The sequence below is a fragment of the Psychrobacter sp. TB55-MNA-CIBAN-0194 genome (assembly GCF_040309505.1).
GTDB lineage: Bacteria > Pseudomonadota > Gammaproteobacteria > Pseudomonadales > Moraxellaceae > Psychrobacter > Psychrobacter fozii.
This window is the reverse complement of record NZ_JBEOOW010000135.1, coordinates 1-289: the sequence shown is the minus strand read 5'-3', so window position 1 is coordinate 289 and position 289 is coordinate 1. Positions and strand designations below refer to the sequence as shown.

The following is a 289-nucleotide window of genomic DNA, read 5'->3' as shown; positions in this document are numbered from 1 at the left end:
GTGATCGACGACCAATTCACTGGGAATAAACGGGTTAATTTGCTCGGCTTTACCACCCAGCTCAACCACGGCATCACGCATAGCGGCCAAATCGACGACCGATGGCACGCCAGTGAAATCCTGCAAGACGACACGAGCAGGCATAAAGGCGATTTCTTTTGACGCCTCAGCACCTGCGTCCCAATTGGCGACAGCTTCGATGTGGTTTTTGCCCACAGACTGACCATCATCTTCGTTACGCAGTAGGTTTTCTAATACGACTTTCATGCAATATGGCAGCTTACTGATA

Annotated in this window: 1 protein-coding gene; it reads right to left on the bottom strand. The window is 50.2% G+C overall.

All coding sequences use genetic code 11. The features are described 5' to 3' along the window. The coding region (locus AAEY75_RS14565) for an aconitase family protein (protein ID WP_352259963.1) at positions 1-289 on the bottom strand (289 nt) is incomplete at both ends.